Here is a 22,093-nt window from a genome sequence, read left to right as displayed (position 1 = left end):
GGCTCGTACACAAACCGAGACCGAGGAGGGCGAGCCCCGCACCTCCCTGGCAAAAGCCCTCTCCCGCCCACTGACCTGGCCCCGTGCCCTCTGGGACGCGATCGGCCAGCGCGCCTCGTCGAGCCTGACGCGCCGCATCGTCGTGCTCAACCTCGTCGGGCTGATCGCGCTGCTGGTCGGGTTCCTGTACCTCAACCAGTTCCGCCAGGGCCTGATCCAGGCGCGGATCCAGAGCCTCGCCATCCAGGGCGAGATCATCGCGGGTGCCATCGCGGCTTCCGCGTCCGTGGATACCGACACGATCCGAATCGACCCCGACAAGCTGCTTCAGCAGCAGGCCGGCGAGGCCGCCGAGGAGGAGTCGCAGCCGCTGGCCTTCTCGCTGAACCCCGAGAAGGTCGCGCCGCTTCTCTCTCGCCTCGTCACGCCGACCGGCAATCGGGCGCGGGTCTACGATCAGGAAGGCGGCCTGCTGTTCGACACCCGGACCCTGTTCAAGCGGGGCGATGCCGGCCGAACGGACTTGTTCGAGCCCCGGCTGCACAAGCCCGGAATGCTCGAATCAGCTTTCCAGACGGTTCAGTCCAAGTTGAGCGGCCTATTCCGCAGCCGGGCCGAGCCGACGGAGGAGACGGGCCCGCAGAACGGGCACTCGCTCCGGGAGGTCCAGGCGGCATTGGGCGGCAATCGCGGCAGCCTCGTGCGTCGCAACAAGGAGGGTGAGACCACCGTGTCGGTGGCCGTACCGATCCACCGGGCTGGATCGGTCCGTGGGGCGCTGCTGATCTCGACGCAGGGCGATGCCATCGACCGAGTGATCGCCTCGGAGCGCTTCGGCCTGCTGCAGGTGTTCCTCGTCGCGTCGGCGGTGATGGTGGTGCTGTCGTTCCTTTTGGCCGGGGCCATCGCGGGCCCGGTGCGCCGTCTCGCCGAGGCGGCCGAGAAGGTGCGGATGGGCATCAAAACCCGCGAGGAGATCCCCGACTTCACCCAGCGAACCGACGAGATCGGCCATCTGTCCGGGGCGCTCCGGGACATGACCCAGGCCCTCTACCGCCGGATCGACGCCATCGAGAGTTTTGCCGCGGATGTCAGCCACGAGTTGAAGAACCCGCTGACCTCGCTGCGCAGCGCGGTCGAGACCCTGCCGCTCGCCCGGAACGACGATTCTCGTGGGCGCCTTATGGCGATCATCCAGCACGACGTGAAGCGCCTCGATCGCCTGATCAGCGACATCGCCGACGCTTCGCGTCTTGATGCCGAACTCGCCCGGGCGGAGGCCCGGCGCGTGGATCTCCGGCGCCTGCTCAGCACCGTCGTGTCAGTGGCCAACGAGCGGCGGAGGCCGAAGGATTGCCTGATCCAGCTCGACGTGGAGGCGACCGCATTCGACAACGAGGCGCCCTTCACGATCATCGGCCACGACAGCCGGCTCGGACAGGTCGTCAACAACCTGCTCGACAATGCGCGCTCGTTCTCGCCCAGCGACGCGAAGGTCCGCGTCGTGTTGCGCCGGGTTCGGAGTGAGATCGAGCTGGTCTGCGAGGATGAGGGGCCGGGCATCCCCGAGCATGCCCTGGAGCGCATCTTCGAGCGCTTCTACACCGACCGCCCCGAGCAGGGTTTCGGCCAGAATTCCGGGCTCGGCCTGTCGATCTCGCGCCAGATCGTGCAGGCCCATCGCGGCACGATCCGCGCCGAGAACCGCCCCGGCGCGCCCGACGAGGACGGCGAGCCCACCGTGCGCGGCGCGCGCTTCATCGTCCGGCTGCCGGCCGCGCCTCGCCAGCTCAACACGTGACGACGACGCTCCACGGCGCCTGCTGCGCGCTCGGCGGCGCCGGCCTTCTGATTCGGGGCGAGGCCGGCGCGGGAAAATCGAGTCTGGCCCTGCTGCTCGCAGCCGCCGAAGACGGTGCGTTCGTGGCCGATGATCGGGTCGTCTGCGTCGTCGTCGGCGGCCGTATCATCGCCCGCCCGCATCCGATGCTCTCAGGTCGCGTCGAAGTGCGGGGACAGGGGATCCTTTCGGTAGCCGACCTCGGCGTCTCGGCCAGTCCCGAAACAATCCTCGCTCTCATCGTCGATCTGGTCGCCGCTGCGCCGCGCCTGCCGGAGCCGGCCGGTTCGGAGGACCTTCTGGGCGTTCCGCTTCCCCGCCTCGTCCTCGATCGCGGTGTCCGCGCCGCCGGCCTGGCGCCGCTCCTCATTCGTGCGGCGCTGCGAAAGCGGTGCCCGTGACTTCGCAGCCGCACACGTCGCCCGAGTCGCGCAGCGGTGGTGCTGCCCCATGGCGCACGCGCAGCAGCCGTGCCATGATCGCAGGGTTGTCCGGGCAAAAAAGTCGCGTTCGCCTTGTGGGGGGATGTGCGATGCACAACATGGCGGCACACACAGGACGTTGGAACACGTGTCGATGATTGGCATGGTGCTCGTCACTCACGGGCTACTGGCGACCGAATTCAAGGCCGCTTTGGAGCACGTGGTCGGCCCCCAGGATCAGATCGAAACGATCACGATCGGGCCGGAGGACGATATGGAATTGCGGCGGCGGGACATCATGTCCGCGGTCTGCCGCGTGAATACCGGCGAGGGGGTTGTGGTGCTCACCGACATGTTCGGCGGGACGCCCTCCAACCTTGCGCTCTCCTGCATGAATGGCGGGTCGGTGGAGGTGGTGGCGGGCATCAATCTGCCGATGCTGATCAAGCTCGCCAGCGTCCGCGACGAGGAGAATCTCGGCGACGCCGTGCTCCACGCCCAGGAGGCCGGGCGTAAATACATCAACGTCGCCTCCCGCGTGCTCGCCGGGAAATAGGCCCTCAGGCTTCCAGAATCGCCACTGCGCGCATCGGCCGCCGCGATCCCGCGGTGATTCCGATCGAAGCGGCAATCACGAGGCCGATCGCGAGCCACTGCACGAGCGTGATTCGCTCGCCCAGCAGCATCAGCCCGGCGCAGGCCGCGACCGCCGGCTCCAGGCTCATCAGAACGCCAAAACTTTTCCGGTCGAGGCGGCGCAAAGCGACCATCTCGAGGGAATAGGGCAAGGCGCTCGACATCAGCGCCAAGACGAGCCCGGCGAGCAGCACGCCCGGCGCCAGCAGCGCCGAACCGGCCTCGGCCACGCCGAAGGGCGCGACCACGAGGGCGGCCGTCAGCATGCCCAGCGAGACCGCCTGACCGCCATCGCTTCGGCCCGCGCGCTGCCCGAACAGGATGTAGAGCGCCCAGGCCGCGGCGGCGCCGAGATCGAGGACGACGCCCACTGGGTCGAGTCCGTCCGTCGTGGCGATCGGCAGAAGCAGCATCAGCCCGAGGACGGCGAGGCCGATCCACAGGAAATCCGACCTGCGGCGCGACGCGATCAGCGCCACCGAGAGCGGCCCGGCGAACTCGATTGCCACCGCCGGTCCGAGCGGAAGACGGGCCAGCGCGAGGTAGAACAGCAGGTTCATCGCCCCCAGTGCCGCGCCGTACAGGGCGATCCATCCGGCCTCGCGCAGCGGCAGGCTCCGACGCCACGGGCGCCAGACCACGACGAGAATCAGCGCCGAGAAGCCGACCCGCAGGGACGACGTGCCGGCCGCGCCGAGCACCGGAAACAGGCTCTTGGCGAAGGTGGCGCCGCATTGGAGCGAGACCATACCGGTCACGAGGGCGGCGACCGAGAGGATGACGGGGGACGGGCGCGCCCGTCCGGCCACGCTCACAAGATGAACCGGCTCAGATCCGCATTGGCTGCCAGATCCGCAACGCGGGACCGTACATAGGCGGCGTCGATCGGCACGGTCTCGCCCGACCGGTCAGTAGCCGTGAAGGAGATCTCGTCGATCACCCGTTCCAGCACCGTCTGGAGCCGCCGGGCGCCGATATTCTCCACCGAGGAATTCACCTCGACGGCGACCTTCGCCAGAGCATCCACCGCGTCGTCCGTGAAGCTGAGGGTCACGCCCTCGGTCTCCATCAGCGCGACAGTCTGCTTGAGCAGGCTCGCCTCCGTGGAGGTCAGGATCTGGCGGAAGTCGTCCACCGTCAGCGGTTGCAGCTCGACCCGGATCGGGAGACGGCCCTGCAGTTCCGGCAGGAGATCGGCCGGCTTCGACACGTGGAAGGCGCCCGAGGCGATGAACAGGATGTGGTCGGTCTTCACCGGCCCATGCTTGGTCGCCACCGTGGTGCCCTCGATCAGCGGCAGCAGGTCGCGCTGCACCCCCTCGCGGGAGACGTCGCCGGAGGAGCGGCCTTCGCGGGCGCAAATCTTGTCGATCTCGTCCAGGAAGACGATGCCGTTGTCCTCCACCTCGCGGATCGCTTCGCGGACCAGCGCTTCGTCATCGACCAGCTTGTCGGATTCCTCGGCCATCAGCGGCGCGAAGGCGTCGCGCACGAGGATCCGCCGCGGCTTGCCGCGCTGGCCGCCGAGCGCCTTTCCGAGCATGTCACCGATGTTGATCGCCCCCATGGACGCGCCAGGCATGCCGGGAATCTCGAACATCGGCATACCCGCAGGCGGGCCCGAGGCCAGTTCCAGCTCCACTTCCTTGTCGTCGAGCTCACTGTCGCGCAGCTTGCGGCGGAAGCTGTCGCGGGTCGCCGCACTGGCCGTGGGGCCGACCAGGGCGTCGAGGATCCGGTTCTCGGCGGCTGCCTCGGCCTTGGCCCGCACGCTGTCGCGCTTGGTCTGCCGGGTCAGGCCGATCGCCACCTCCACGAGGTCACGCACGATCTGTTCGACGTCGCGGCCGACATAGCCGACCTCGGTGAACTTCGTGGCCTCGATCTTCAGGAAGGGCGCGTTGGCAAGGCGGGCGAGGCGCCGGGCGATCTCGGTCTTGCCGCAGCCGGTTGGGCCAATCATCAGGATGTTTTTGGGTGCGACCTCCTCGCGGAGCGGCCCGGTGAGCTGCTGGCGGCGCCAGCGGTTGCGCAGCGCAATCGCCACGGCGCGTTTGGCGTCATGCTGCCCGACGATGAAGCGATCGAGTTCGGACACGATCTCGCGCGGAGAGAACGTCGTCACCGCTGTGCCATCCCTGTTGCCGGCCGCATCCCGCGGCCCACGGTCGGGAATGGGGTCCCGCGCGCCCCCGCGCAAGGGGCTGCGCGGGGGCGAAGTGCCGCCTCAGTGCGTCGCGAGCGAGGGCGCCGCATCGGCCTTGTCGTGCGTTCCGAACCGCTCGACCAGCGTCGCGCTGGCTGCGTTCAGCCCCACGACCTCGACCACGCGCCCCCGCGCCCGGGCCTTGAGCACCACACGGTCGAGGGCCGCGACGGCCGAGATGTCCCAGAAATGCGCGCCCGTGACGTCGATGACGAGGCGCTCGACCGGTTCGAGCACGTCGATCGCCTCCGAGAAGGTGCCGGCGGAGGCGAAGAACACCTGCCCGGTGACCCGGTAGATTCGGGTTTTCCGGTCGAGCGACAGCGCGGACGTGACCTGGCTCAGGCGCGAAACCTTCCCGGCGAAGAACACCCCCGACAGGAGCACACCGACCAGTACGCCGATGGCGAGATCCTTGGTGGCAACCACGACGAGGACCGTCGCCAGCATCACCGCCGACGAGGGCAGGGGGTTGGTGCGGAGCTGCGCCAGGGACCGCCACGAGAATGTGTTGAGCGAGACCATGATCATCACGGCGGTCAGCGCCGCCACCGGCACGACGGCGAGCAGATCCTGAAGCGCCACCAACAGCAGGAGCAGGAAGGCTCCGGCCACCAGGGTCGAGAGCCGGCCCCGCGCCCCCGAGGAGACGTTGATCACCGACTGTCCGATCATCGCGCAGCCGCCCATGCCGCCGAACACGGCCGACGCCATGTTGGCGACGCCCTGACCCATGCATTCGCGATTCTTGTCGCTGCCGGTGTCGGTCATGTCGTCGACGATCTGCGCGGTCAGCAGACTCTCCAGCAGGCCGACGGCGGCAAGCGTCGCCGCGTAGGGCAGGATGATGCGCAGCGTCTCCCAGTTCAGGGGGACGTCCGGCAGCGCGAAGCTCGGCAGCGACGACGGCAGGGCGCCCAGATGCGAGACCGTGCGCACGTCGAGGTGGAACACGGCCGTGACGACGGTCAGGACGGCGATCGCCACCAGGGGTGACGGGATGGCCCGGGTTATCCGCGGGACGCCGTAGATGATCGCGAGCCCCAGTGCGATCAGCCCGTAGGTCGTCGGGGTGACGCCGGTGAGTTCGGGGAGCTGGGCCAGGAAGATCAGGATCGCCAGGGCGTTGACGAACCCGGTCATCACCGATTGCGAGACGAACCGCATCAGCCGGCCGAGCTTCAGCACGCCGGCCAGGATCTGGATGAGACCCATCAGGATGGTCGCGGCGAAGAGGTACTGAACCCCGTGCTCGCGCACGAGCTCGACCATCACGACAGCGGTGGCGGCGGTGGCGGCCGAGATCATCGCAGGGCGTCCGCCCGCGAACGCGATGGTGCAGGCGATGACCACCGAGGCGTAGAGGCCGACCTTGGGATCGACCCCGGCGATCACCGAGAAGCCGATCGCTTCCGGGATGAGGGCGAGGGCGACGACGATGCCCGAGAGGGTGTCGCCGCGAAGATTGGAAAACCACCGGCCGCGAAGGCCGACGGGTCCGGACAAGCTGGGTTGCATGGGATGATCCGCACGAGGCGCACGTTCGCACCGATGGCGGACAAGCTGGCGACTCGGATGCGTGGTCCGGCGGATCGGCGGCCGGAAGAGCCACCCGGGCTTTCACCGGGTCCTTGCGAATGCCGTATCCCTACGGCGCTTCCCGCTGCAACGCAACGTCGCCCCGTGCAGGCCCCCCTCAGCAGCGTAGGCAAGCCAACGCTGCTGAGGTCTTTGGCCGGTTGCCGGTCTGTATCGCAAGACCGGTGGCCGCTTTTGCGAAACCTGCTTAGGCGGCCCGGACCTGCGTGACAAAGCCCGCCACCTCTCCGCCGAGCCCGTTCGAACGCCGGGCGATGTCGGCGGCAGCCTCCAGCACTTGTGCCGCGCTGATGCCGGTCTCGTTCGCCGCGCCGAGCACCAGGGCCATCGTGTCGGTGACCGAGCGGGTGCCGCTCGCCGCTTCGGCGATGCTGCGGGCGATCTCCTGTGTGGCGACCTGCTGCTCCTCGACCGCGGCGGCCACACCGAGGGCGATGCCGTGGACCTGCTCGATCGTGCCGCCGATCTCCTCGATCGCCGCCACCGCCTCGTGTGTCGCGGTGCGCATGGCGGCAATCTGGCCGGCAATCTCTTCGGTCGCCTTGGCGGTCTGCGTCGCCAGATCCTTCACCTCGGTCGCTACCACCGCGAAGCCCCGCCCGGCCTCTCCGGCGCGCGCAGCTTCGATCGTGGCATTCAGAGCCAACAGATTGGTCTGCCCGGCGATTGTCGAGATCAGCGACACGACCCGCCCGATCCCATCGGCGCTGCGGGCCAGGGCCTGGACGCTGGCCCGTGTGCGCCGGGTCGCCTCGACCGCGCTCTCGGCCGCGCTCGAGGTCTGGGAAACCTGGACGCCGATCTCGCTCGCCGTGGCGGCGAGTTCCTCCGTCGCGGCTGCTACCGCCTCGACGTTGTGCGACGTGGTCTCGGCAGCGCGCGTCACGGCCTGCGACTGGCTGCCTGTCCGCTCGGCATTGCCGGCCATCGTGGCGGCGGCCCGCTCCATCCCGGCGGCCGCCCCGGCGAGGTGACCGACAAGGCCGCCGATGCTGCCCTGGAACCGATCGGCGAGATCGGCCATCTCGCTGCGTTTCCGCGTCGTCGAATCCGCGTCCAGGCGCTGGTGATCCTGGCGCTGCGCCTCTGCCTTCAGCAGCATCTCACTGAGGACCCGCGTGCTTGTCCAGATGGCACCGATCTCGTCGCGGCGGAGCGTTACGGCCGGCAGCGCGTGATCGCCCCGTGACAGGCGCTCGATCGCGTCCGAGACCGCGCGCAGCGGCCGGGCGATCTGCCGCTGTCCGACGAGCAGACCCAGGGCGCCGCAGATCAGCGTGCCGAGCAGCGCGAGGCCCAGAAGGAGGATCGTCCGCGCCTGGAACAGCGCTTGGGTATCGCTCCGGATCGCCGCCATCTCGGCACGTCCCTGGCTGACCAGTGTGTCGATGCTGGCCTGGAAGGCCTTGCGGTTGGCGCGGTTGGTGTCGTTGAAGCCCAACTCGGCGGCGGTGCGCGGGCCGGCCGTCTCTCCGGCGTCCGCAAGGGCGCTCCGCAGCGTGCGGTAAGCCTCGAAGTTGCGGGTCATCGTTTCGAACAGTGGACGCTCGGACTCGGCCAGTTGCGGAGCCCATTCGGTCCGGAGGGCATCCATCTCGCTCAGGCCCTTCCGGATGCCGGCGGCATATTTCGCCGCCTCTGCCCGGTCGGCGGCGGCGTAGACGCCCCGGGAATCCATCGTGACCTCGGCGGCGAGCCGGTTGAAGTTCGCTGCGTTGAGCGCACGGACCGAGGCGTTCTCGACGTTCGATAGGGAGGTCTCGAAGCTTCGCAGCGTCACGACCCCGACGCCCGCGACCACCAGCGTCGTCAGGCTGCAGGCGCCGACGAAGCCCAGAAGTTTCCCGCCGATATTCATAGTGTTCCAACCCTAGAGGCTCGGTTGGATGCAAAATATCGTTGATAGCTCAAGAGGCCGTTAACCGACCGCGGGCGGATGGATCTGTATTCGCACGACCGTGCTGCGCCCCCGCAACGATGGATCGTCGTCGGCCAGAAGTCAGGCGCCGTCGAGCGCCTCCATGACCAGATTGCCGTTGGTATAGACGCAGATCTCGGCAGCGATCGCCATGGCACGGCGCACGATCGCCTCCGCGTCGAGATCCCCATCCTCCAGGGCCCGCGCTGCCGCCAGCGCGTAGTTGCCGCCCGAACCGATGGCCATCACGCCGCTCTCGGGTTCCAAAACGTCGCCCGATCCCGACAGGAGCAGGCTGACGTCGCGGTCGGCAACCAGCATCATGGCTTCGAGCCGGCGCAGATAGCGGTCGGTGCGCCAATCCTTCGTGAGCTCAACGCAGGCGCGGGTCAGCTGTCCCGGATATTGTTCGAGCTTGGCTTCCAGCCGCTCGAACAGGGTGAAGGCGTCGGCCGTGGCGCCCGCGAAGCCGCCGATCACCGCGCCTTTGGCGAGACGCCGGACCTTGCGGGCATTGCCCTTGACGATGGTCTGTCCGAGGCTGACCTGCCCGTCGCCGCCCAGCACCACGCGGCCGCCCTTTCGGACCATCAGGATGGTGGTGGCATGCATCTGGGGCACCGCGCCCCGGTCGTCGTACCTGAAGGTGTCCTGGCTCAACGGTCGGCTCCGATCTCGATCGCGTCGAGATGGGGAGATTGGCCGGCCACGTCCAGCCGGAGCGTCACCGCAATCCTGGGATCTTGCCCGGATCTCGCCAGGAACCTGCGGCTCGCTCTACTCGGCGACCGCCTCAGGTGTCTGCACCGATCCCGCATCCGACAGGATCGACTGCGCCGCGGCCTCGGCCAGGAGGGCGTAGCCGCCATCGGCCATGTGCAGGCCGTCGGAAGCGAAGAGCTGCTTCGTGGTCAGCTTCCCGTCCTGCACCCAGCCGTGCATCAGGTCGGCGCGCCGGATGACTGGCACGTCCAGCTCGTCCCCGATGCTGCGCACGGCCTCGAGGAAGCGCGAGGCACCCGGCGTCGACTCGAGCTTCGGGCACCATTGCGGTTCCATCAGCACCACGTCGATGCCGGCCTCGCGGATCCGGCGGATCGCCGCCACCGTGACGGCGCGAAAATGGGCGACGGACACGCCGCGCAGCGGATCGTTGCTGCCCGTCTGCCAGATGACAAGCTGTGGCTCCGCCTTGATCACGTCGCGGTCCAGGCGCGCCAGCATGTCGTCCACGTGCTCGCCGCCGATGCCGCGGTTGATCACCGCCACGTCGATGCCGTGCAGCTTCTTGCGCAGGTCGGTCTGCAGCCGGGCCGGATAGGCGTTCGCGGGGCTCGACGCGCCGATGCCCTCGGTCGACGACGAACCGAACGCCACGATCTTCAACGGTGCACCGATGGCGATCTGGCGGGCGACATGCGGAAGATCCGGGCTTTCGCGCAGATCGATACCCAGGAGGTCGAGCGATTCGGGCAACAGGTCCGCGTAGGCGAGCACCGCCGTCGGGATCACCAGCAGGCCGCAGAGCAGGCCGAGCCGGCGCAGCATACCACGGGCCGACCGGGGGGCGACCTGTGTGTTCGAGGACTGATTTTTCGCGGACTTGAACACTGGACCGACAGCTCCGGCACTCGCGAGCAATGGTTACAGTCTCACACGGGGATTTGAAAAGGGCCGTTCGGCCAGCGTTGTTAAACTGAAGTGAATTCGTAACACAAAATTAACGCCCGCGGATCGCCATCCGCCTGAGGTTCGACCGCTTGAACGGTCCGCGGCACGGACGATGCGTGTGTCGGGCTCCGGGTCTCCGAGAGGGCGGCAGAGACCGGGGTTCGGGTCGCTGGGCATGAGGTCCGGACCGACAGCGAATCGCGTTGCGCCGTCCCAGGGTCGACAGCGTGCGCATCGCGATCCTCACCTCTGCCACCGAACCTCGCGGCACTGGGGTTCACGCCCTGGCACTCGGCGAAGCGTTGTGCGCGTTAGGCCACGAAGCCGTGGTCCACGCCCCCGATCCGACCGGCCGCGGTTTCTTCCGCGATGCCAGCTGTCCGGTGGTGTCGGTGGCGGCAAAGCCGATCCGCGGCGCCGGGGCCACGCTGGTCGGGGCCCGGATCGCCGACTATCTGGCGCATTTCTCGACGCCCGCGGCCTGCGATTTCGATGTCTTCCATGCACAGTGCGGCATCGGCGGCAACGCGCTGACGACGCTGACCCGGCGGCGCCTCATCGCCGGCTTCGCGCGCACGGTCCACCGCACCGAGATGTACTCGGACCCGCAACTGGCCCGATGGCAGGATCGCGCGATCGTCGATGCCGGGCAGCTGTTCTGCCTCAGTCAAATCTGGGCCGCGACGCTTGCGGCCGAGTACGGAGCGCGGGCCGAGGTGGTCGGCACCGGCGTCGACGGGACGGTCTTCAGGCCCGATCCGGAGCCCGGCGACGAGAACCTGCGTCGGCGCCTCGGGCTCGGCCGCGGACCGGTGTTCCTGAGCGTCGGCGGTTTCGATCCACGCAAGAACGGCCTCGCAATCATTGAGGCGTTTGCGGCGCTTCACCGACGCGTCCCGAAGGCGCAACTCGTCGTGGTGGGCGCGGCGTCATCACCTGAACCGACGGGTTATGAGGCCTTCTGCTGTGCCGCGCTGGAACGCGCCGGCCTGCAGGTCGGTCCGGGCAAGCCGGTGATTCGCACCGGGCCGGTCGCCCAGGCCGACATGCCTGGGCTTTACCGGCTTTGCACGACGCTGGTCTCTCCGTCCCTGGCCGAGGGGTACGGCCAGACCGTGCTGGAGGCCATGGCCTGCGGCATCCCGGTCATCGTCTCCAAGCGCCCACCCTTCACCGAGTATCTCGCCCCCGGTGAGGCCCTGATGGTCAATCCCGAGGATGTGGAAGCCCTGACGGTGGCGATGCGGGAGAGCCTGACGCCGGCGCGGCGCGCCCGTCTGCGCAATGCCGGCATCGATGCGGCCCGCGTCCATACCTGGGCGGCCTGCGCGGCGCGGCATCTGCCGGCCTATGCGGCGCTCCTGCAGGAACCGGGATTGGCCGTGCCGCCGGCCACCGGCGCGGCGGCCTGGAACATCACGCGGGTGCCCACCGATGCCTGAGATGCGCTTCCACATCCGCTGGCCGGACGGATCCCGCGAGGCCTGCTACTCGCCCTCGCTGGTCATCAAGGACCACCTCGCGGTCGGGCAGGACTACCCGGTCGATGAGTTCGTGGGCTTGAGCCGCGTCGCGCTCGGCATCGCCAGCGAGCGCGTTCAGGCCCGCTACGGCTTTCCGTGCGGGCGGGCCCAGGCGCAACTCGCCCGGATTGAGGAGGCTGCCCGCCGCCAGGATTCCGGAACCGTATACGTCGAAGCCTTCGAGGAGTGATCGCCGCGCCTTCGGTGCCTTGCTTCGGGATAAACGCACGCGAACAGGGGTTGTCGGCAGGTCCGAGCCGAATGGCTCACGATCGAGGCAGACGAACGCCATGGTGACCCGGATCGCTGCGGCCCTCATCCTGGCCGCGACGCCCGTCGGAGCGCAGACGCGGCCCTCCAGTACGGCGATGACCTGTCAGCAGACGATCCGGCTGATCCAGGGGCGGGGTGCTCTCGTCCTGGGCACCGGTGGGATGACCTACGACCGGTTCGTACGCGACCGGTCGTTCTGCGAGCCCACCGAAATCGCCAAGCGCGCCTTCCGACCCACCCGCGATAACCCGAACTGCCTGATCGGCTATACCTGCTACGAGCCCGGACCGGGGGACTGGCCCGGCGCGGATTTTTGAGCAGATCCGCGTAGGCGAGCCGCGCGCTACGCGTCAGCGACGCTAGCGTTGCCGCTGGAGGCGTGATTTTCCTCTCCCGTGCGGGCTACGGCCTAGAGGGAAGTGGGTCGGGTTCGGCCAGTTCAGTGAAGCGAGCCCGAGCGCGGGTGAGGGGACACTTCGCGCCCTGGCATTTCTCCGGTGCCTTCGATCTGTGTAGCCCATATCCCGCAACGCGGGCGGGGAGGGCGCGTGTGAGCCGGCGGCCTCGACCGCTCGACATCCGTATGGAACCGGCCGCTCTCTAACCCCGCATCACGGATCGACAGTCGAGGCCGGGTGCATCATGCCTGGGCCTCGTTGTTGTTCTGTATGCCGCAGCGCAGCATCAAATACGATTGATGTTGCGCCAGCGAAAAAGGCGTCGTGAAGCGATAGATCAAAAAATTTGACGGGCGTATTCCTTCGACTCAACTAAAGTGAAGCGCATCAACGGCGGCAACGAACCGCGGAGGAGGCGCCGAATGGACGTTCACGAGTATCAGGCCAAGGAGCTGCTCGCGAGCTTCGGCGTGGCCGTTCCCAAAGGCGCCATCGCGTTCAGCCCGGATCAGGCCGTCTACGCGGCGACCGAACTCGGTGGCTCGTTCTGGGCCGTGAAGGCGCAGATCCACGCGGGTGCCCGTGGCAAGGCTGGCGGCATCAAGCTGTGCCGGACCTACAACGAGGTCCGCGACGCCGCCAAGGACCTCCTCGGCAAGCGCCTCGTCACGCACCAGACCGGCCCCGAGGGCAAGCCGGTCCAGCGGGTCTATGTCGAGACCGCCGACCCGTTCGAGCGTGAGCTCTACCTCGGCTACGTGCTGGACCGGAAGGCTGAGCGCGTCCGCGTCATCGCCAGCCAGCGCGGCGGCATGGATATCGAGGAGATCGCCGCCAACGAGCCGGATTCGCTCATCCAGGTGGTGGTCGAGCCGGCGGTGGGCCTGCAGCAGTTCCAGGCGCGCGAGATCGCCTTTCAGCTCGGGCTCAACATCAAGCAGGTCTCGGCCGCGGTGAAGACGATCATGAACGCCTATCGGGCGTTCCGCGATTGTGACGGCACCATGCTGGAGATCAACCCGCTCGTCGTTACCAAGGACGATCGGGTGCTGGCGCTCGACGCCAAGATGTCGTTCGACGACAACGCCCTGTTCCGCCGGCCGGGCATCGCCGACATGCACGACCCCTCGCAGGGTGATCCCCGCGAGGCCCAGGCCGCCGAGCACAACCTCAGCTACATCGGCCTCGACGGCGAGATCGGCTGCATCGTCAACGGCGCCGGGCTGGCCATGGCCACCATGGACATGATCAAGCACGCAGGCGGCGAGCCGGCGAACTTTTTGGATGTCGGTGGCGGTGCTTCGCCTGAGCGGGTCGCGACGGCCTTCCGGCTGGTCCTCTCGGACCGCAACGTGAAGGCGATCCTCGTCAACATCTTCGCCGGCATCAACCGCTGCGACTGGGTCGCCGAGGGTGTGGTTCAGGCCGCCCGCGAGGTGAAGATCGACGTGCCGCTGGTGGTCCGGCTCGCCGGCACGAACGTGGAGGCCGGCAAGAAGATCCTGGCCGAGAGCGGCCTCGATCTGATCACCGCCGACACTCTCGCGGAAGCGGCCAAGAAGGCGGTCGACGCCTGCGCTTCCGCCAAGACCAAGCACTGAGGGGAGACCGCGCCATGAGCATCCTCATCGACGAGACCACCCCGATCATCGTCCAGGGCATCACCGGCGACAAGGGTACGTTCCACGCCAAGGAAATGCTGGATTACGGCACCAACGTCGTCGGCGGCGTCACCCCGGGTAAGGGCGGGCGCACCCATCTCGGCCTGCCGGTGTTCAACACCGTCAAGGAAGCCGTGGCGGCGACCGGCGCCACGACCTCGATCACCTTCGTGGCACCGCCGTTCGCGGCCGACGCCATCATGGAGGCGGCCGATGCCGGCCTGCGGCTGGTCTGCTCGATCACCGACGGCATCCCCGCCCAGGACATGATGCGGGTGAAGCGCTACCTGTACCGCTATCCCAAGGAAAAGCGGACCATGGTGGTCGGCCCGAACTGCGCGGGCATCATCTCCCCCGGCAAGGCGATGCTCGGCATCATGCCCGGTCACATCTACCTGCCAGGCAATGTCGGGGTGATCTCCCGCTCGGGGACGCTGGGCTACGAGGCAGCCTCCCAGCTGAAGGAACTCGGCCTCGGGATCTCGACCTCGGTGGGCATCGGCGGCGACCCCATCAACGGCTCGTCCTTCCTCGACCACCTCGCTTTGTTCGAGACCGACCCGGATACCGATGCGGTGCTGATGATCGGCGAGATCGGCGGCCCGCAGGAGGCCGAGGCTTCGGCCTGGATCCGCGAGAACATGTCGAAGCCGGTGATCGGGTTCGTGGCCGGGCTGACCGCGCCGAAGGGCCGGCGCATGGGCCACGCCGGCGCGATCATCTCGGCGGCCGGCGACAGCGCTGCCGAGAAGGCCGACATCATGCGCTCGTATGGTCTGACGGTGGCGCCGGATCCGGGTTCGTTCGGGCAAACGGTCGCTGACGTGCTCGCCCGGGCAGCGTAGATCCTTCCCTCCCCTCTGCGGGGAGGGACCGAGGGTGGGGGTGGCTCAGGATGGGGCGTTCCGGTGCCTCCTGCGCCACCCCCACCCCCCACCCCCTCCCCGCAAGGGAGAGGGGAGTAGACAGCGCGCCACGAGGTGGCCCTATGACCCGTACCCTTCACGCAACCCCAGGTCTCGTCGATGCCACGGCCTTCGCGCCGCCGGTGATCGTCGGCACGTCGTCGGAGCAGGCGCTGGACATCCTGTTCCAGGCGCTGCTCGACGTTGCCCGCCAGCATGACCCCGATCTCGAGGCGGTCCTGCACGGCACGGCCGACATCTCGCGCTTCTCGCCGCAGATGCTGGCGCGCGCCCTTCAGGTGCAGGGCATCTGGTTCCAGCTGATCTCCATCGCCGAGCAGAACGCCGCGATGCGCCGCCGCCGCCACGTGGAGCGCACCGAAGGGCGCGCCGCGCTCAGCGGCTCCTTCGCCAAGGTGTTCGCCGACGCGCGCAAGCAGGGCGTGCCCCCGGAGAAGATCCAGGCGCTGCTCACCGACCTGCGCATCCGCCCGACGCTGACCGCCCACCCGACCGAGGGCAAGCGGGTGACGGTGCTGGAGAAATTCCGCCGCATCTATCTCGTGCTGCGCGAACTCGAAATGCCGCGCTGGACCGATCGCGAGCGCAACGGACTCATGAACGAGTTGCGCGACCAGATCGAGCTGGTCTGGATGACGGGCGAATTGCACCTGGAGAAGGCCACGGTCGAGCGGGAGGTGGCCTGGGGGCTGCACTTCTTCGACGAGACCCTGTTCGAGATGCTGCCCGAGACGTTGGAGGCCCTGCACGAGGCGCTGGCCGAGACCTATCCGGGCACGGAATTCAGGGTCCCGCCGTTCTTCCAGTTCGGCTCGTGGATCGGCGGCGACCGCGACGGCAACCCCTACGTCACGGCGGCGGTTACCCGGCAGACCCTGCACCGCAACGCGCTGGCCTCGCTGACCCGCTACCGCGACGGCGTGCGGGAATTGGGTCGTACCCTTTCGCTGACCGAGCGCTCGCTGCCGCTGCCCGAAAGCTTTCGCGCGGAACTCGACCGGCAGCTCGCCGAGAGCGGTCAGGCCCGGGCGATCACCCGGCGCAATCCGGGCGAGCCCTACCGCCAGTATCTCTCGTGCGTCTCGCGCAAGATCGAGGCGACCATCGCGCGCAACGAGGGCGAGCACCCGTCCGGCCCCGACTATGCCAGCGCCGACGGCCTGATCGAGGATCTGCGCACCCTGGAGCGCGGCCTGACCGAGGCCAAGTGCGGGGCGCTCGCGCGCGATCTCGTGCGCCCGGTCCGTCGGATGGTGGAGATCTTCCGCTTCTCGACAGTCCGGCTCGACCTGCGCGAGAACACCACCCGGACCACCGACACGCTCCACGCCCTCTGGCGCCAGCGCAATGGCGACGGCGAGCCGCCCGCCCTCGGCTCGGCCGCGTGGCGCCAGTGGCTCGATACGGAACTCGCCCGGCCGCGCGATCCCGAGCGCTCCTTCGAGGATCTGCCCGACGCCGCCCGGGAAACGCTCGCCACCTTCGCGCTGGTCGCCGAGATGCGTGAGGCCCTCGACCGCGAGGCCTTCGGTTCCTTCGTGCTGTCGATGACCCGCTCGGTTGAGGACGTGCTCGGCGCCTACCTGCTGGCCAAGGAAGCCGGCGTGTTCCTCGACGCGGCCGGTACCGAGATCTGCCCGTTGCCGATCGTGCCTCTGTTCGAGACCATCGACGACCTGCGCGCCGGCCCGGCGATCATGCGGGCGCTCCTCGGCACGCCGGTGGTGCGCCGCTCCACCCGCTGGCAGGGCGGGGTTCAGGAGGTGATGATCGGCTATTCCGACTCCAACAAGGATGGCGGATTCGTCGCCGCCAACTGGGAACTCTACAAGGCGCAGAGCAAGCTGACCCGGCTCGGCCAGGAACTCGGAATCGGCATCGCGTTCTTCCACGGACGCGGCGGCTCGGTGAGCCGCGGCGGCGTGCCGACCCACCGGGGCATCATGGCCCAGCCGCCAGGCTCGATCCGCGGCCGGTTCCGCACCACCGAGCAGGGCGAGGTGGTCTCGTTCAAATACGCTAACCGCGGCACCGCCGCCTACCAGATGGAGCTTCTGGCGGCCTCGGTGTTCGAGCACGCGCTGGCCGGCGACGGCGAGCGGGCCAGCCCCGGCCATGACGACGCCCTGGAGGCGCTCGCCGGCGCGTCCCGGGCGGCCTACGTGCAACTCCTCCAGACCGAGGGCTTGGTCGATTACTTCCAGTCCGCGAGCCCGCTGGATGAGATCGCCCTCCTCAACATCGGCTCGCGTCCGGCGCGTCGCTTCGGTGCCCGCTCGCTCTCGGACCTGCGGGCGATCCCCTGGGTGTTCGCGTGGTCGCAGAACCGGCACGTGATCACCGGTTGGTACGGCGTCGGTTCCGGGCTCGCGAGCTTCATCGACGTGCGCGGCCGGGAGGGCGAGGCGACCCTGAAGCGGCTGTTCCAAGAGTCCCGCATCCTCCGCCTCGTCCTCGACGAGGTCGAGAAGACGCTCATGATGGTCGATCTCGACATCGCCCGGGCCTATGCGGGCCTCGTCCCGGATGCGGGCATCCGCGACCGGATTTTCGGGATGATCGAGGCCGAGTACGCGCTGACCCGCGAGATGGTGCTGCGGGTGAGCGGCGGTGCGGAGCTGGCCGAGCGTTTCCCGCTGTTCCGCGACCGCCTGAAGGGCCGCCTGCCCACGATCAATCAGGTGAGCAGCGAGCAGGTGGAGTTGCTCGCCCGCTACCGCGCCGAGACCGACGAGGACCGGCGCGAGGCGGTGAAGTCGGCCCTGCTGCTGTCGATCAACTGCATCGCGGTCGGCTTCGGGTCGACCGGGTGAGGCCACCACGGACGCATTCCCTCGCCCGCAGTGGGGGAGGGGACGCGCCGGTCCTCGAATATCCGCTCTCACTCTGTCGCCGAGCCTGACGAGCGCCACTTTCACCGCCGAGCGGATACCCCGCACCGGCATCAGAACCGTCACCAGGAGAGAGAAACACCCATGAGCTTCACCCTGATCCAGCAGGCCAAGCCGCGCCTGCACCGCTCCGAGCTGGCCGTCCCGGGCTCCAACCCGACCTTCATGGAGAAGTCGGCGTCCTCGTCCGCCGACGTGATCTTCCTCGATCTGGAAGACGCCGTCGCCCCCGACGACAAGGAGAAGGCCCGCACCAACATCATCCAGGCGCTCAACGACCTGGATTGGGGCGACAAGACCATGATGATCCGCATCAACGGTCTCGACACCCACTACATGTACCGCGACGTGGTCGACATCGTCGAAGCCTGTCCGCGGCTCGACATGGTGCTGATCCCCAAGGTCGGCGTGCCGGCGGACGTCTACGCCATCGACGTGCTGGTCACCCAGATCGAGCAGGCCAAGAAGCGCGAGAAGCAGATCGGCTTCGAGGTGCTGATCGAGACCGCCCTCGGCATGGCCAATGTCGAGGCGATCGCACAGTCGTCGAAGCGCCTGGAGGCGATGTCGTTCGGCGTGGCCGACTACGCCGCCTCGACCCGCGCCCGCTCGACCGTGATCGGCGGCGTAAACCCCGACTTCTCGGTGCTCACCGACAAGGACGAGTCCGGCAACCGCCAGACCCATTGGCAGGACCCGTGGCTGTTCGCCCAGAATCGGATGCTGATCGCCTGCCGCGCCTACGGCCTGCGCCCGATCGACGGTCCGTTCGGCGATTTCTCGGATCCGGACGGCTACACCTCGGCGGCCCGCCGCTGCGCGGCGCTGGGCTTCGAGGGCAAGTGGGCGATCCACCCCTCGCAGATCGATCTCGCCAACGAGGTGTTCACCCCCTCCGAGGCCGAGGTGACCAAGGCCCGCCGCATCCTCGAAGCGATGCAGGAAGCCGCCAAGGCCGGCCGCGGCGCCGTCTCGCTCGACGGCCGCCTCATCGACATCGCCTCGATCCGCATGGCCGAGGCGCTGATCGAGAAGGCTAATGCCATGAAGGGCTGAGCCGCCAGGGAGGCGCAACTTCGGTTGCGCCGCTTCAGGCCGCATAGGTACGAATGTCCTGCGGGCCTCACCAGCCCGCCCGTGATTGGCCGCACGCGGCTGGTTGCGGACGGGAGTCGAACGAATGGTCATCGTTCTGACGATCGCCAGAAAAGAAAGCGGCGAGTGGAGCTTCAGCCTCCGCCTCGCCGCTCATCCACTTTTCTGGACATGGCTAAACCCTAACGGGTGATCGCCAGGAGCCGGTGTAGCCATCACCGGCTCCACTCCCGAACATAGGCGAAGCCTTTCGCCTCGCCAAGAACCAGCGCGCGAAGCGCCGACCCCTCCCGCAAGGGGAAAGGATGGTGCTGTTCAGAACGGCCTGGTGTCCGGCAGCCGCGCTGCCGCCATCTCCTCCGGCGTCGGCTCGCGGCGGATTATGATTCCATCCCGCCAATCTGCGGTGATGAGCCCGAGGCGCGCGAACCCGTCGAGCCAGCCGTCCATCGGCCAGATGCCGTGACGGGCGTGGAAGCGGCTTGCGTTGGCCACGATGTCGCGAAAATGCTGAAGCGGCGGGTCGTAGACCGGATGGTGCTGGTGGTAGGCCCGCGGGCCGCCGAGGAACAGGATCGGCACCCCCGCCGCATCGGCACGGAACGCGAGGTCGGTGTCCTCGGCGCCGTAGCCCGAGAACGACTCGTCGAATCCGCCGAGCCGGTCATAAGTCCCGGCGCGCACCGCAAAGGCCAGCGACCAGAAAAGCCCGGGTTGCGGCGCGACCGTCACAACTCCAGCGTCCGGGAAGACGCGCACCGGGTGCGGCTGCCCCAGCCGATCCAGATCGCCCTCGCGCCAGCCATCCACGAGGGCGCCGGCCGGCAGGTAGCCGATCTCGCAGCACACCAGACCGTCCTGTTCGGCGATGGCCCGGGACAGGCCGGCGACGAGGCCCGCCGAGGGGATGCAGTCGACATCGAGGAAGACCAGCGTTTCGGTCTGGGCCGCCCGGCGGCCGGCATTGCGTGCGGCCGCGAGCGGGAGGCCGGCATGGGGGAACGGGACCCGCTCAACCGGGAAGGGCAGGTCCGGAAGGGGTGCCGGCGCGTCGCCGATCTCCACGACGACGCAGGTCGCGGGGGGCGCCCCGCGGACGAGCCCTTCAAGCAGGCGGGCGAGATGCGCGTCCCGTCCCTTGTTGAGGGTGATGACCGTGGCGCTCACGCGGTGGACCCGGCGCGTAGGACATCGATCCGATACTCGGCCGTCCGCGACTGGTGCAGCAGGCCGGCGAACGGGGCGGCCTGCGCAATGACGGCTTCGGCGACCTCGTCGCCGGATTGCGGATAGTCGGTCACCCCGAGCCAGTGCACCAGGACGATGTCGCCGCCGGGTTCGATCGCATCCCCGATCCGGCGCACCAGGGCAGCCAGATCCGGTGGTGCCAGGAAGTACAGGAACTCCGACAGCACGATCAGGTCGAACTGGCCTTCGGGCCAGTCGGCCGGTACGGCGCCCTGCCGGATCTCGACATTGGGTCGGTCGGCGCAGCGGGCGCTGGCCGCGTCCACCGCAGAGGGAACGAGGTCGGTGGCGAGCAGCCGGTCGCAGCGCCCGGCGAGGGCGCGGGTGAACACCCCGATCGAGCAGGCCGGCTCGAAAGCCGACCGGTAACGCGCTCGCGGCAGCGCCGCGAGCGTCGCGGCGTACTTGTCGCGCTCGTAGTCCGAACTGGTGAAACGCCAGGGATCCGGATCGCTGGCATAGATTCCGGCGAAGTAATCGGGCGGTACGGTTTCAGTCCGCCGGTTCATGTCGAAACCGCGACGAAGCGCTCGTAGGGTCCGCAGAGCCGTTCGATCATCGCGGTCTCCAACCGGAACCCCTGAGGATCGTCCGAGATCAGGTCGGTCGTCTGCGATTCGTGGGCCGCTACGGCGCGGGCCTTGGTTGCACGATACGCAGACACGTCGAGGCGAAGGCCCATCGGCGCGGCGCCAACCTCGGTCTCGGGCGGCAGGGTCCAGCCCCAGACCGGATATTCGTAGACTCGCACCCCCGGCATGTGCGGCCGGGCGAGACCGACGATGGCGGCGGCCGCCTTGTGGTCGCAATGGGGATCATGCCGCCAAGTCACGAACACCGCGCTTGCGCTGCAAACGGAGGCGGCCTGCGCGATCGCTCGCGCCGCCTCCTCGGCGACCGGCCCGTCGCTCGGCACTTGTGCATCGGGCAGGCGCAGGAAGGTGACGTCCTCCGCTGCGATCCCGAGGACCGCCACTGCCCGCACGGTCTCGGCCTCGCGCAGGGTGCGGAGCTTCTCGGGCGGATAGAGCTGGGAATGCGTATGGGAGCCGCAGCCGTCGCTCACCACGACGAGGCGAACGGGCCGCTCGGCTGCCCGCGCCGCGGCGATCAGACCGCCGCAGCCGAGGCTCTCATCGTCGGGATGGGGCGCCACGATGACCAGACCACCGGCCCCGACCAGCCTGTCGAGGCTCGCCAGAGGAAGGGCGTCGGCCGCAGCCAAGAATGCATCGGCACGCATCAGCGAGCCGCCGTCCGGAGGGGTGCGGAACGCGCGGCATCTCGGAGCGGGGGGCTGAGAGGGTCGGTCAAGGTTCGCTCCAAGCAGCGTGCGGGGCTTGGCCTCGGCTATCGACCCGAGCGTCTGAACGCGCCCTTAGCGACGCGCTCGCTGTGCTGACGGTTACCGGTCGTTCTCGGTGGTGAGCGCACCGAGACGGGTTCCCTCGTCGATCCCCGGCGCGTTCGCCAAATGGACACCCGGCGTCGGCGCATCCGTGAACACCGCGCCCGCCGCGCAGAGCGCACTGCGCAGGGCCTCGATCTGTCCGCTTGGCGAATTGCCGTAGCCAGCCTCGAAGTCGCGCACGAGCCTCTCGTCGAAGCCAACCTTCACGGCCAGATCCGCCTCGGACCATCCGAGCAGACCGCGCGCCGCCCGCGATTGGGCCGGGCTCATCGCCGGCGTGCCCGCCCCGCTCTGTGCACCCTCGTCCGATCCTACCAAGGTCACTCTCCCGATCTCCAATCAACAACAACGATGGCCGTCGCGGATCGTTTCCGG

The 22,093-nt window shown here is 68.5% G+C and carries 20 protein-coding genes and 1 other annotated feature; of the genes, 10 read left to right on the top strand and 10 right to left on the bottom strand.

Annotated elements, in window-relative coordinates:
- Positions 1 to 46 precede the first annotated feature (46 nt).
- The 3 genes from MKK84_RS19930 (at position 47) to MKK84_RS19920 (ending at position 2,818) form a co-directional block, all read left to right on the top strand.
- Entirely contained in the window at positions 47 to 1,801 is a 1,755-nt protein-coding gene (locus MKK84_RS19930; RefSeq protein ID WP_276592485.1) for a sensor histidine kinase, read from the top strand.
- Positions 1,798 to 2,241: an HPr kinase/phosphorylase gene (locus MKK84_RS19925; protein WP_243922785.1), complete on the top strand. Its 444-nt coding sequence runs from the start codon at positions 1,798 to 1,800 to the stop codon at positions 2,239 to 2,241. Before MKK84_RS19930 ends, MKK84_RS19925 begins: the two co-directional genes overlap by 4 nt.
- A 175-nt stretch (positions 2,242 to 2,416) precedes the next feature.
- A complete protein-coding gene (locus MKK84_RS19920) occupies positions 2,417 to 2,818 on the top strand; it encodes a PTS sugar transporter subunit IIA (protein ID WP_091714599.1) in 402 nt (133 codons plus the stop codon).
- Between the two features lie 4 nt (positions 2,819 to 2,822).
- Here MKK84_RS19920 and MKK84_RS19915 read toward each other — a convergent pair whose 3' ends face one another.
- The 6 genes from MKK84_RS19915 to MKK84_RS19890 all read right to left on the bottom strand — a co-directional run bounded on the left by MKK84_RS19915 (position 2,823) and on the right by MKK84_RS19890 (position 10,169).
- Entirely contained in the window at positions 2,823 to 3,647 is an 825-nt protein-coding gene (locus tag MKK84_RS19915) for an EamA family transporter (RefSeq protein ID WP_243922871.1), read from the bottom strand.
- Positions 3,648 to 3,709: 62 nt separating this feature from the next.
- On the bottom strand, positions 3,710 to 5,023 hold the full coding sequence (hslU, locus tag MKK84_RS19910; protein ID WP_243922782.1) for an ATP-dependent protease ATPase subunit HslU: 1,314 nt from the start codon (positions 5,021 to 5,023) through the stop codon (positions 3,710 to 3,712).
- A gap of 102 nt (positions 5,024 to 5,125) precedes the next feature.
- Positions 5,126 to 6,622, bottom strand: coding sequence for a SulP family inorganic anion transporter (locus tag MKK84_RS19905; protein WP_243922780.1), 1,497 nt, complete (start codon positions 6,620 to 6,622; stop codon positions 5,126 to 5,128).
- Between the two features lie 60 nt (positions 6,623 to 6,682).
- Positions 6,683 to 6,738 (bottom strand) — a sequence feature (sul1 is cis-regulatory element that is thought to sense ions involved in sulfur or methionine metabolism; They are found in Alphaproteobacteria).
- A 152-nt stretch (positions 6,739 to 6,890) separates the two neighbouring features.
- Positions 6,891 to 8,561, bottom strand: a complete 1,671-nt coding sequence (locus MKK84_RS19900; RefSeq protein WP_243922778.1) for a methyl-accepting chemotaxis protein — start codon at positions 8,559 to 8,561, stop codon at positions 6,891 to 6,893.
- A 141-nt stretch (positions 8,562 to 8,702) separates the two neighbouring features.
- Positions 8,703 to 9,233, bottom strand: a complete 531-nt coding sequence (hslV, locus tag MKK84_RS19895; protein WP_243922869.1) for an ATP-dependent protease subunit HslV — start codon at positions 9,231 to 9,233, stop codon at positions 8,703 to 8,705.
- 165 nt (positions 9,234 to 9,398) lie between these two features.
- Positions 9,399 to 10,169, bottom strand: a complete 771-nt coding sequence (locus MKK84_RS19890; RefSeq protein ID WP_243922776.1) for an SGNH/GDSL hydrolase family protein — start codon at positions 10,167 to 10,169, stop codon at positions 9,399 to 9,401.
- A 350-nt stretch (positions 10,170 to 10,519) separates the two neighbouring features.
- On the opposite strand from MKK84_RS19890, the gene MKK84_RS19885 reads away from it, so the two are divergent.
- The 7 genes from MKK84_RS19885 (at position 10,520) to MKK84_RS19855 (ending at position 19,020) form a co-directional block, all read left to right on the top strand.
- Positions 10,520 to 11,734, top strand: a complete 1,215-nt coding sequence (locus tag MKK84_RS19885; protein WP_243922774.1) for an MSMEG_0565 family glycosyltransferase — start codon at positions 10,520 to 10,522, stop codon at positions 11,732 to 11,734.
- On the top strand, positions 11,727 to 12,005 hold the full coding sequence (locus MKK84_RS19880) for an MSMEG_0570 family nitrogen starvation response protein (RefSeq protein ID WP_243922772.1): 279 nt from the start codon (positions 11,727 to 11,729) through the stop codon (positions 12,003 to 12,005). Before MKK84_RS19885 ends, MKK84_RS19880 begins: the two co-directional genes overlap by 8 nt.
- 100 nt (positions 12,006 to 12,105) lie before the next feature.
- Entirely contained in the window at positions 12,106 to 12,405 is a 300-nt protein-coding gene (locus MKK84_RS19875) for a hypothetical protein (protein WP_243922770.1), read from the top strand.
- Positions 12,406 to 12,908: 503 nt separating this feature from the next.
- Entirely contained in the window at positions 12,909 to 14,087 is a 1,179-nt protein-coding gene (locus MKK84_RS19870; RefSeq protein WP_243922768.1) for a malate--CoA ligase subunit beta, read from the top strand.
- Between the two features lie 14 nt (positions 14,088 to 14,101).
- On the top strand, positions 14,102 to 14,992 hold the full coding sequence (sucD, locus tag MKK84_RS19865; RefSeq protein ID WP_243922766.1) for a succinate--CoA ligase subunit alpha: 891 nt from the start codon (positions 14,102 to 14,104) through the stop codon (positions 14,990 to 14,992).
- 143 nt (positions 14,993 to 15,135) lie between these two features.
- On the top strand, positions 15,136 to 17,886 hold the full coding sequence (locus tag MKK84_RS19860) for a phosphoenolpyruvate carboxylase (protein ID WP_243922765.1): 2,751 nt from the start codon (positions 15,136 to 15,138) through the stop codon (positions 17,884 to 17,886).
- 162 nt (positions 17,887 to 18,048) lie between these two features.
- A complete protein-coding gene (locus tag MKK84_RS19855) occupies positions 18,049 to 19,020 on the top strand; it encodes an HpcH/HpaI aldolase/citrate lyase family protein (protein WP_243922763.1) in 972 nt (323 codons plus the stop codon).
- 354 nt (positions 19,021 to 19,374) lie between these two features.
- Here the strand turns inward: MKK84_RS19855 and MKK84_RS19850 are convergent, their stop codons facing one another.
- From MKK84_RS19850 to MKK84_RS19835, 4 genes are all read right to left on the bottom strand, one after another.
- On the bottom strand, positions 19,375 to 20,226 hold the full coding sequence (locus MKK84_RS19850) for a glycosyltransferase family 2 protein (RefSeq protein ID WP_243922761.1): 852 nt from the start codon (positions 20,224 to 20,226) through the stop codon (positions 19,375 to 19,377).
- Complete coding sequence (locus tag MKK84_RS19845; RefSeq protein ID WP_243922759.1) at positions 20,223 to 20,816, bottom strand: class I SAM-dependent DNA methyltransferase; 594 nt, start codon at positions 20,814 to 20,816, stop codon at positions 20,223 to 20,225. The genes MKK84_RS19850 and MKK84_RS19845 overlap by 4 nt, the downstream gene beginning before the upstream one ends.
- The gene (locus tag MKK84_RS19840) at positions 20,813 to 21,550 is read right to left on the bottom strand and encodes a PIG-L deacetylase family protein (RefSeq protein ID WP_243922757.1); all 738 of its coding nucleotides are present in this window, start codon (positions 21,548 to 21,550) and stop codon (positions 20,813 to 20,815) included. The genes MKK84_RS19845 and MKK84_RS19840 overlap by 4 nt, the downstream gene beginning before the upstream one ends.
- Before the next feature lie 162 nt (positions 21,551 to 21,712).
- Positions 21,713 to 21,988, bottom strand: coding sequence for an XRE family transcriptional regulator (locus MKK84_RS19835; RefSeq protein ID WP_279599618.1), 276 nt, complete (start codon positions 21,986 to 21,988; stop codon positions 21,713 to 21,715).
- Positions 21,989 to 22,093: the final 105 nt, after the last annotated feature.

Source organism: Methylobacterium sp. E-065, assembly GCF_022829605.1.
Taxonomy (GTDB): Bacteria; Pseudomonadota; Alphaproteobacteria; order Rhizobiales; family Beijerinckiaceae; genus Methylobacterium.
This window is presented reverse-complemented; position numbering and strand designations above follow the sequence as displayed.